This window comes from Kistimonas scapharcae (assembly GCF_039540975.1).
In the GTDB taxonomy this organism is placed as follows: domain Bacteria; phylum Pseudomonadota; class Gammaproteobacteria; order Pseudomonadales; family Endozoicomonadaceae; genus Kistimonas; species Kistimonas scapharcae.
Window position 1 is genome coordinate 1 of sequence record NZ_BAABFL010000070.1, and the last position, 8,762, is coordinate 8,762.

At 53.2% G+C, this 8,762-nt stretch carries 8 protein-coding genes and 1 tRNA gene; 5 read left to right on the forward strand and 4 right to left on the reverse strand.

Going from position 1 to position 8,762, the window contains the following annotated elements; genetic code table 11:
• Positions 1-609, forward strand: a 609-nt coding sequence (locus ABD892_RS03880) for a hypothetical protein (RefSeq protein WP_345194028.1), incomplete at its 5' end; no start/stop codon positions are given.
• A 47-nt stretch (positions 610-656) separates the two neighbouring features.
• Here the strand turns inward: ABD892_RS03880 and ABD892_RS03885 are convergent.
• Complete coding sequence (locus tag ABD892_RS03885) at positions 657-1,610, reverse strand: lipase family alpha/beta hydrolase (protein ID WP_345194030.1); 954 nt, start codon at positions 1,608-1,610, stop codon at positions 657-659.
• A 104-nt stretch (positions 1,611-1,714) separates the two neighbouring features.
• Positions 1,715-2,755 carry a lipase secretion chaperone gene (locus ABD892_RS03890; RefSeq protein ID WP_345194032.1) on the reverse strand — a complete coding sequence of 347 codons (1,041 nt, stop codon included), beginning with the start codon at positions 2,753-2,755 and terminating at the stop codon, positions 1,715-1,717.
• 183 nt (positions 2,756-2,938) lie between these two features.
• On the opposite strand from ABD892_RS03890, the gene ABD892_RS03895 reads away from it, so the two are divergent.
• Entirely contained in the window at positions 2,939-3,529 is a 591-nt protein-coding gene (locus tag ABD892_RS03895; protein ID WP_345194034.1) for a PDC sensor domain-containing protein, read from the forward strand.
• A gap of 47 nt (positions 3,530-3,576) precedes the next feature.
• Here ABD892_RS03895 and ABD892_RS03900 read toward each other — a convergent pair whose 3' ends face one another.
• Positions 3,577-4,773 (reverse strand): aromatic amino acid transport family protein, encoded by a 1,197-nt coding sequence (locus ABD892_RS03900; protein ID WP_345194036.1) that lies wholly within the window; start codon positions 4,771-4,773, stop codon positions 3,577-3,579.
• 338 nt (positions 4,774-5,111) lie between these two features.
• Here ABD892_RS03900 and ABD892_RS03905 point away from each other — a divergent pair.
• Positions 5,112-5,198 (forward strand) — tRNA-Leu (locus ABD892_RS03905).
• A 215-nt stretch (positions 5,199-5,413) separates the two neighbouring features.
• Here the strand turns inward: ABD892_RS03905 and ABD892_RS03910 are convergent.
• Positions 5,414-5,767, reverse strand: a complete 354-nt coding sequence (locus tag ABD892_RS03910) for a CZB domain-containing protein (RefSeq protein ID WP_345194038.1) — start codon at positions 5,765-5,767, stop codon at positions 5,414-5,416.
• Positions 5,768-6,345: 578 nt separating this feature from the next.
• Here ABD892_RS03910 and ABD892_RS03915 point away from each other — a divergent pair.
• On the forward strand, positions 6,346-7,155 hold the full coding sequence (locus tag ABD892_RS03915; protein WP_345194040.1) for an EVE domain-containing protein: 810 nt from the start codon (positions 6,346-6,348) through the stop codon (positions 7,153-7,155).
• A 234-nt stretch (positions 7,156-7,389) separates the two neighbouring features.
• Positions 7,390-8,762, forward strand: a 1,373-nt coding sequence (locus ABD892_RS03920) for a transposase (RefSeq protein ID WP_425559163.1), incomplete at its 3' end; no start/stop codon positions are given.

Genomic DNA, 8,762 nt, shown 5'->3' on the forward strand with positions numbered 1-8,762 from the left:
TCCGAGACTGGCAAATATTATCGAATACGCCTCATGCTGGCTGCCATGTGGTCTGCACAGGAGTTTTTGAGTACTTACAAACGACCCAACCAGTCCCTCACCGAAGCGGAAGAACAGGCTATTCATGCCGCCATCCTGAAACGTGAAAACGTCACAATAGAAACGGATATCACCAAGCTGGAGAGCAAAGCCCTGACCAGGGCGTTTTCCGCACAGTTTTACGACACCACGATTACCAGAAGAAACAACAACTACAGCTCAGAAAGCGCAGTCATTCTGGCCATGCAGAAAGGCCGGGTCATCGAAATAGACAATCCCTCAACCAATCAACCGGTGCCTGAACTCAAGAAATGCCTGAAAAAAGATTTCCAGCTGAAAACCCGGCAGGATGCTTCCATCCTTGAAGCGGCACTGGATATTCTGTACCCCATCAGGGAAGGATATGGCAGCGAAGACATGGAACACAAGGCCATCCGGCAGAATGGCAACCAGTGGCTTTTCATTCGTGGTGTATTTTTTCGAGACCTGATGGGATTTATATTTGAAACAGACAATAGCGGGAACATTCTTTCGGTGGATTATTCGTTGGAAATCCCCGACGACAAATAATCACCCCTCGCAGAGCGGAAGGGCGTTTTCAGCCCTTCCCATACTGTTTAGAGACCCGCGTTCTTCAACCGGTTGGCATGCTGCCTGTACACCGTGACCGGATCCGTATCCAGCAGGCTGTGAAGCCCCAGCACCTGGTTCACCTCATCCAGGTGATTCATTTTGTAGTCATCCCGAATCACCATCCCCATGTGGGAACTGCACCGGCCCACCAGCCCGTCATTCGGCTCATCGATCGCCAGGGCCACCAGCGTCAGGGCGTAATCGGTGACATCCAGTGGGTTGGTAAACGGTTCCGTGCCGCTCCAGGAGTAATAACGGATACCGTTGACTGAATAATCCCCTTCGCCGCAATCTGCAGGAATTGCTTCCGGATACTGCTGGTTAAAGGCCGCACTGCCCGCCAGGCTAAGGGCCTGCAGCGAGGCCATGGCATCCTGCCCGTTATCGGTCGGATTGCTGGACAGACCATTGATCAATGTGCCCAGACCATTGAGCACACCGGTCACCACCGTTTCTGCCACCGGTTTTTCACTGACACCCAGCACAACATCCGCCACCGGACTGCCCTTATGGGGCGAGCCGACACTGGTGACTGACTTCACCAGGTCCGGCCGAAGACTCGCAGCCACCCGGCTGGTTGGCCCGCCGTGGGAGTGACCGATCAGGTTAAAACCCTCTGCCCCTGTAATCGCCTTGAGGTTTTCCAGCTGGGTGATCAGCTCCAGCCCACGGGCTTCGGAACTGTCCAGCGCCGTCACCTGCGCCACATAAACCTCGGCGCCACTCCGGGACAGCTCGCCGGTGATCCGGTACCAGTAATCCACTCCCAATATCGCATCAAAGCCCAGCATGCCGTGGACCAGTACGATGGGATACCGGGTTTCGGTATAGGTATCTTTTGTTTTCCAGAACCAGAACGCCTGTGATGGCTGACTCACTGCCACCAATACCGCCAGCGCCAGCCCGGCGATGCCTGTTTTCATTGCCTGTGTTGTCATTGCTCTGCTCAATCCCGATTATCGTTGATTCTTGTTGTTATTGAGGTCACTCCCGACTGCCCAGAGAACCGGTGGTTTACCCGGCTAACACCGGATGCTTACTGCTACTGCAATCGTTCCATAGCCTGCACAAGTCGCAGTTCATGGTCAGAAAAATGCTGACGCTGCAATGTGGCCAGCGCGGTTTCATCAACGCCGGACGCTACCAGCACAGTCCGCTCCTGCTGGTAGGCCTGGAGACGCTGCTCCCATGCCTGCCGCTGTTGATCCAGTGCCGCCAACCGTTCAGCTGCAGCATCCCCCCAGACAGAAGCCCGCTGGCGGTATAACGCTGCAGAATCCGCTTGTTCCGATGCGGTTGCCTGCTGCGCTGCCAGCAGCGTCAACGGCTGACGGGCCGCGATTGAAGCACCGGCCACATCGACATAGGTCTCCACCAGTACGGATAACGCCGCCTGGCGTTCATCATCAGAAAGGCCGGGATTATTCAAGAGGCTGATTCGTTCCAGTGCGTACTGGTCGTACCGCTCCTGCGCACCCCAGAAAGCATCCGCCACATCTGATGGGAGATGACGCCGGCGCAGGTCGTATAACTTCTGCCAGCGCTGCTGATAGGCTGCGATATCCATCTTATGGTCCAGTGGAGGCAACGCCTCAAGCGCTTCAACCATTAAGGCTTCACGGTAGTCAATGTACTGGTGCAGCAATGCCTTCAGCCGAGTGGCCACTTCCGGGGCATAGCCTGCCGCCAGCTCGGACTCAATTCTGTCGATCAGCTGTACCAATGAGATTTCACCCAGGGTGGCAAGGTAGTAGTCAAAACGGTCGCGAATACCGCGGGTAATCATCAGGTTACCGTCAGCATCCAGCTGGATAACACCATCCGGCACAGTGCCCCGCAACGAGCGCGGCAGGCCACTATCGTGCGCTTCAGGTGGCGCCGGGGATTGTGCATTCAGGGGAACACTCGCGTGACGCTGACCAATGGCCGTGCCGACAGACTCATCGGATACATCATCGGTCCCCCCTGGCGTTGGCGCCTCCGCCAGCCAAAAGGAGACCAGGAGCAAACCCGCCAGAAAAAGACATAACCCGCCAGCGAGGTAAGGGGACATTAGGGAAGATAACCGGATAAAACGCTTCATGCTGCCACATTCTAGTTATTATTCTTGTACAGCTGTGCACGATTATAGGGCATTCACAGCCTGCTGCCTGCAACAGACGACAGTGTTCAACTTAAAGACGACCAGCCCCTAAAAAAGCCAGGCAGGCCAGACTCTCCTATAGTGTGTTTATATACCCGCTTGATTTGTGACGAGGGAACGTCCATGCCCCGCCTCTGCCTTTCGGCACTGATGACTTTACTGCTCAGCCTGACCACTTCGCTGCAAGCCCAGGGGCTGACGTCTGTGATGAAAGCCCAGCTGGCGGAGGATATCCAGATGATCAAAACCTGGGTCAGCCTTGAGAAGGTGATTGATGCGGCCAGAAAACAAAATGAACTGGATATCCCCCTCAGCGCCATCAAGAAGATGGATGCCAGCTGGAAAACGGTGATGAAACAGAAGGGGTCCCCCAACAACCTGATGATCCGGGCATTCCACCACCCTGCCGCCCAGTTTTTACGGAAGGTCGCAGAAAAGCACCGCCCCCGCTACCCCGAAATGTTCCTGTGCGACAACAAGGGCGCCAATGTCGCCGTCACCCAGTTCACCTCAGACTACTGGCAGGGGGATGAAGACAAATGGATCAACGCGTTTGACAACGGCAAAGGCAAGGTGGTGATTGGCGAACCCGAGTTCGATAAAAGTACCCGCACCATGGTAGTGCAAGTCTCTGTACCGGTCATGGACCAGGGCAAGGCGATTGGCGTTCTGGTCGTTGGCGTATCACTGAAAGCGTTGAACAAACTGCCGTAACGGGTTGCCCCAATGCGGAATAAGTGCCTTCAACCGGAAGGCACGTATCAACCCAACCGGGGCATAACCCCCACGCCCACCAGCACCTGCGCCAGAATAATCACCCCACCGACCCCCATCACCAGCCATAACAGTGCTTGCTGCCAGCCTTCAAGACAGTCGCCGTAGAGCTTCCTGACCATCAACCCCGGCAGCAGCAATGCCAACACCACCAGGGCAACAGCCGCAAATCCCAAAGCGGCAATAAACGCCCCCGGCACCATCAGCACGGCAACCAACGGGGGCAGAAAGGTGATGGCCGCGGTGCGACAGCGCCCCCTGACTGAATCCGCATGCCCCATGGCTTCCGCCATATAGTCAAACAACCCCAGGGCCACCCCGAGGAAAGAGGTCGTCAGCGCCAGTGCCGTAAACAACGAAATAGCCGTCGTCACTCCGGCTGAGTGGCTGGCTTCACTCAGGGAGATAACCAGCGCACTGACAGGCTCCTGATCATGGCTCATCTGCACCAGGGCATCGTGGGACACCACCCCGTTGGATGCCGCCGTCCAGAGCAGGTAGACCAGCATCGGCAAACTCGCTCCCCAGAGGATGGCGGGACGAAAGCGTTTCGGGTCCCCATCAAGGTACCGGACTATGCTCGGCACCGTGGCCTGAAAACCAAACGAGGTAAAGAACAATGGCAGGGCCGCCACCAGGTAATGGGGCGAGGTCATGGGGCTATCCAGCCGGGCCCAGTCAACGGAAGGCAATAAAGCCACCAAGAGCACCGCCAGCATGGCCAGCTGCAGCAGGAACAGGGAGCGATTCACCCAGTCCACATAACGGGTGCCTGCCTGAATGACGGCGGCAAACACCAGGGTGACCGCAATGGCCTCCCCGCCAAACGGCAGCACCAGGCCAAACCAGTGTTCCAGGGAACCGGCCAGGTAACCCGCAGCCCCGGCAATATAAGCCGCACACAGTGCATAAGGGAGACAGATTGTGGCCAGCGTCGCCGCTACCCGGCCGGGACGCCCCAGCTGCTCGCTGGCGGCGCCAAACAGCGTCGTCACATTAGTGCGGGCACAACAGACCTGGGCGACCAGCAGACCAGACCCCGCCGCCAGCAGCCAGTTCACCACCATCAAAATGACAGCGGCCCGAAAACCCACCATCGCCGTCACCAGCGGCATGGCAATCATCCCTGCGCCGATGGACGTGCCGGCAATAATGAAGGTGCTGCCCAGGGTTCTGCTCTGCATAACACTCCTTTCGTTCACGACAGTGGCGGACCCGATGATTACGGGCACCCGGGCGACCAGGGAAAGCCATCACAATGGCGCATCAACCGCTTACCAGGGATGACGGTGGCGAAACCACACTGAAAACATCGTACAAACACACGCCCCCTGCAAATTTGACCCCCCTGCCCGAGAAATGTTCCGACACAAACGCGCACAACAGCACGAAAGTCTGTTGCATGCTGAAAAGGTTTTGATATACTCCCGCTCGCTTTCGGAAGGGTTTCCAGCGCAGTTTCTGCGTGTGAAACGCACCTTATTTCCTGCTGCACCCTCATAACCTTCCGATGATCTACTATGGCCGAGTGGTGGAATTGGTAGACACGACGGATTCAAAATCCGTTGCCTTTAAAAGCGTGCCGGTTCGAGTCCGGCCTCGGCTACCACCCTTTAAGCAGTCGCTTAACTTCATCCTGAAATATCACGACACGCCCTGCATTTAAAACACAACCTGCAAGCTGCTCAATGCCTTAAGGCAACCGCCGGCTTCTGCATTTGAGACATAACGTTATGTTTTGATCGTGCGCGGGTGAATGGCTTAAGAAACACAGCAGGGAACCAGTCCGCACACAGCACCGGACTGCTATCGAAGAAGGTGACATCAGGCCTTGCGCTTCCACGCCATGAGCTTCTCGCTCAAGGCATGGGAAATGGTGTCGTACTTGCCCCCGACATTGAGGGCGGCTATCGCCTTATCCCTGTTGCCTGCCAGGGCCATGGCCAGAACGGCTGCGGCGGTTTTGTGGAATTCCGCATGCAGGGATTTTACGTCGTCAAAGAAAGGTGACGATTTATCTTCCAGGCCGTAAAGCCACTGGCCGAATTCACACTGGTTATCCTGACGCACCACCTCCGGTGACCAATCGCTCTGGCCGGAGGTGATGGCCCGCCGGATGCGCATTTTCCACACGCCATGGGCGATGATGCCGTTTTCTATCTGCTCCTTGATATCCATGGTGTCATCCTTGCCAAAACCGGTGATTTTTTAAGCTTAGCCAAGAGTGTGCAGGTGGGAAAACGTGTTGAGACCGCCACAACAGCGTATCTGCCCGACTGAAACACGATTCAGAGCATTTTCATTATCTGGTACATCCGTATAATCTTGGCGCTCGTCCAAGTAAACGACATTAGTTGCTAAAAATATGTGAAAAGCTTTTTCGGTGAAGAGTGTGGGCCGGCGGGCGGTAGCGTGTCTGAAAAATAACGCGAGTCCAGATGACCTCATTTTCTACATCCATCAGGCAAGCCAGCTCACACTAGTGACGGAATTGATGTTTCGCATATGCATGTTTATGAAGAACACTTCATAACCTCCTGAAAAAAGATAGTTTCTAGCTTTATTCAGAGAATATTATGTTAACCGAACATAATAAAAAATCAGCAAATGCGAACCAGCTGATAAATGGGTATTCAGCCCGAAACAGACCTAACACATTGATATACAGATCTTTTATAAAAGACAATTAATAAATAGATAGTACATTATGCGAACTCGGTTCGTATAAACCTCTGTTATAACTTGAGGGAGCTAATGTGACCGACTGGATATTTAGAGGAAATAGAGAAGACTTTGATATAGATGCTTACCTTAAAGGCTTCGACTATATCTACTGGGCTGTCAAACATCAGAAGCATCAAGATGAAATGCAAGTTGGTGACAGAGTTTTCATATGGCGCTCTAAAGGTAAATCTAAAGATCCATATGGATTAGTTGCATATGGAAAAATAATTGAAGCTCCTGTGAATAAGAGCGAAGTGCTTCATCCTGAATTCTTGCTTGAAGAATATTGGGAGAAAAGAGAGGTTTCCGAGACCAAAGTTGGAATAAAGATCGAGGAGACTCGTCTTGATATTGAGAAAGGGTTAGTTGAGTCGGGTCTGCTGCTCAGAGATAACGAATTGTCAAAGATGCAGCTTTTAACGGCAAGGCAAGGTACAAACTTTAGATTATCATCAAGCGAATTTACCAAAATATGGTCTTTGTGGTGCGGAGAAATAGTTGACTTAGAAGGTGACGAGTATGAAACAGATGAAAGTAAAACGCGTCTTAGAACTCACAAAGTAAGGGAGCGCGATAGCCTACTAGTAAAAAAAGCAAAAGATAGATTTGTTAAGGAGCATGGCGCCTTATTTTGTGAGGTTTGTGGTTATGACTTTCTACCCAAGTACGGTTTTAGTTATGCAGAAGCTCACCATAAGAAACCATTGAACAAAATAAAGGCTGGTGAAAAAACCAAGGAATCTGACCTTGCTATCGTATGTGCAAACTGTCACCGAGCAGTTCATCGTATAGAGTCAGATGATCCATGGTCTGACCTTTTAAATATTCATGGCAAGTTATAACAAACGTATGTTGTCGGACTGGTTTTCCGCTGCACTCCAAATCAGCCGCAAATGCGGGCGTTGAGTCTGTAGAAAAACGTCTGGAAGCACTGGCAGTCCCCGGCATAGCAGATATCCTTTAGAAATCTGCCCCAGAGTTCTATTTCGAGCCCTGCCATGCCTCGCTTCAAGCCGTACGACANCCATGATCATTACCATAACGATGATACCGGGCGCTTGGCGTATGATCCGGCCATGCTCTTGAAGATCGTATTATTTGCTTATTCCCGAGGCATCACATCCAGCCGCAGGATTGAGAAAGCCTGTCGTGAGAATGCGGTCTTCATGGCGCTTTCAGCTGACAGTCAGCCGCATTTCACGACCATTGCCGACTTTATCAGTCGTATGCACAAGCCGGTGGGACAACTGTTTATTCGGGTTTTGATGATCTGTGACCAGCTCGGTCTGATCGGTAAGGACATGTTTGCCATTGATGGTCGCAAGATGTCATCCAATGCCAGCAAGGAATGGAGCGGTACCCACAGCGAGCTTAAAGGTAAAAAGAAAAAGCTGGAGAAAACCGTTTCCCGTTTGTTGAAACGTCATCGGGAACACGATGCTCATGAACAAGTGAATCCTCAGCATCAACGAGACGACGAGCAGCGTATTGAGACACTGAAAAAAGCCTCACGCCGCATCAAGACGTTCCTGAAGGAACAGCCAGAGCGAACCAATAAACGTAACCAGCCGCTTAAAGGCAATGTGACCGACCCGGACAGCGCCAAGATGAAGACTGCCAAAGAAGTCATCCAGGGTTACTGTGGGGTGGCGGCTGTCGACAGTAAGCACCAGGTCATTATGCATGGGGAAGCCTATGGTCAGGGTGCCGAGCAATCGACCCTGATCCCGACGGTAAAAGCGATTGATGCCCAATGTCGCTGGCTGGGGCACAGCAATATTTTTAAAACCGCCAGAATAACCGCAGACAGTGGTTTTCATTCCAGGGAGAACCTGGAAGCACTGTCCAGGCTAAACGTGGATGCCTATATCGCTGACAACCAATACCGCCAGCGTGATCCTGACTTTGATCAGGCCGGACGTTTCCGGGTTCAGCATAAAAAGGAACGGGCGGCGCTGGCCAGAAAACGAGGCAGAACGGTTGCCACCGGACGCTTTACGACACGAGACTTTCGGTTCGATACCCGCACCATGACCTGTTCCTGTCCGGCCGGGAAACCCATGTGGCTCAGCAGCGCGAAGGCGATGATTGGCGGACAACCGGCTTATCAGTTCTGCGGTTATGTACACCATTGCCGGGATTGTCCGATGAAAGCGCAGTGCCTGCGCCGCTCCGACCAGAAAAGGCCGCGTTCTGTCGCCTTCTTTTATAAGGAGGTCGTCGACCAGCAGAAACCGGATGTTCTGCAAATCATGAAAGACAAGATCGACAGCCCGGCTGGCAAACGGGTTTACAGCAAGCGGCTCGCGGTTGCCGAACCACCTTTTGCCCACATGCAGGCGATGGGGTTATCGGAACTCACTTTACGGGGACGCCCCAAGGTCAACGGGCAGTGGCAGCTTATGTGTGCCCTTCACAACCTGAAGAAGATTCACGGATTTGGCGGGGA

Excerpts from the sequence above, each read along its gene's own strand:
- ABD892_RS03885 (WP_345194030.1), bottom strand. The coding sequence starts at position 1,610 with ATGACAACACAGGCAATGAAAACAGGCATCGCCGGGCTGGCGCTGGCG.
- ABD892_RS03890 (WP_345194032.1), bottom strand. The coding sequence starts at position 2,755 with ATGAAGCGTTTTATCCGGTTATCTTCCCTAATGTCCCCTTACCTCGCT.
- ABD892_RS03895 (WP_345194034.1), top strand. The coding sequence starts at position 2,939 with ATGCCCCGCCTCTGCCTTTCGGCACTGATGACTTTACTGCTCAGCCTG.
- ABD892_RS03900 (WP_345194036.1), bottom strand. The coding sequence starts at position 4,773 with ATGCAGAGCAGAACCCTGGGCAGCACCTTCATTATTGCCGGCACGTCC.
- ABD892_RS03910 (WP_345194038.1), bottom strand. The coding sequence starts at position 5,767 with ATGGATATCAAGGAGCAGATAGAAAACGGCATCATCGCCCATGGCGTG.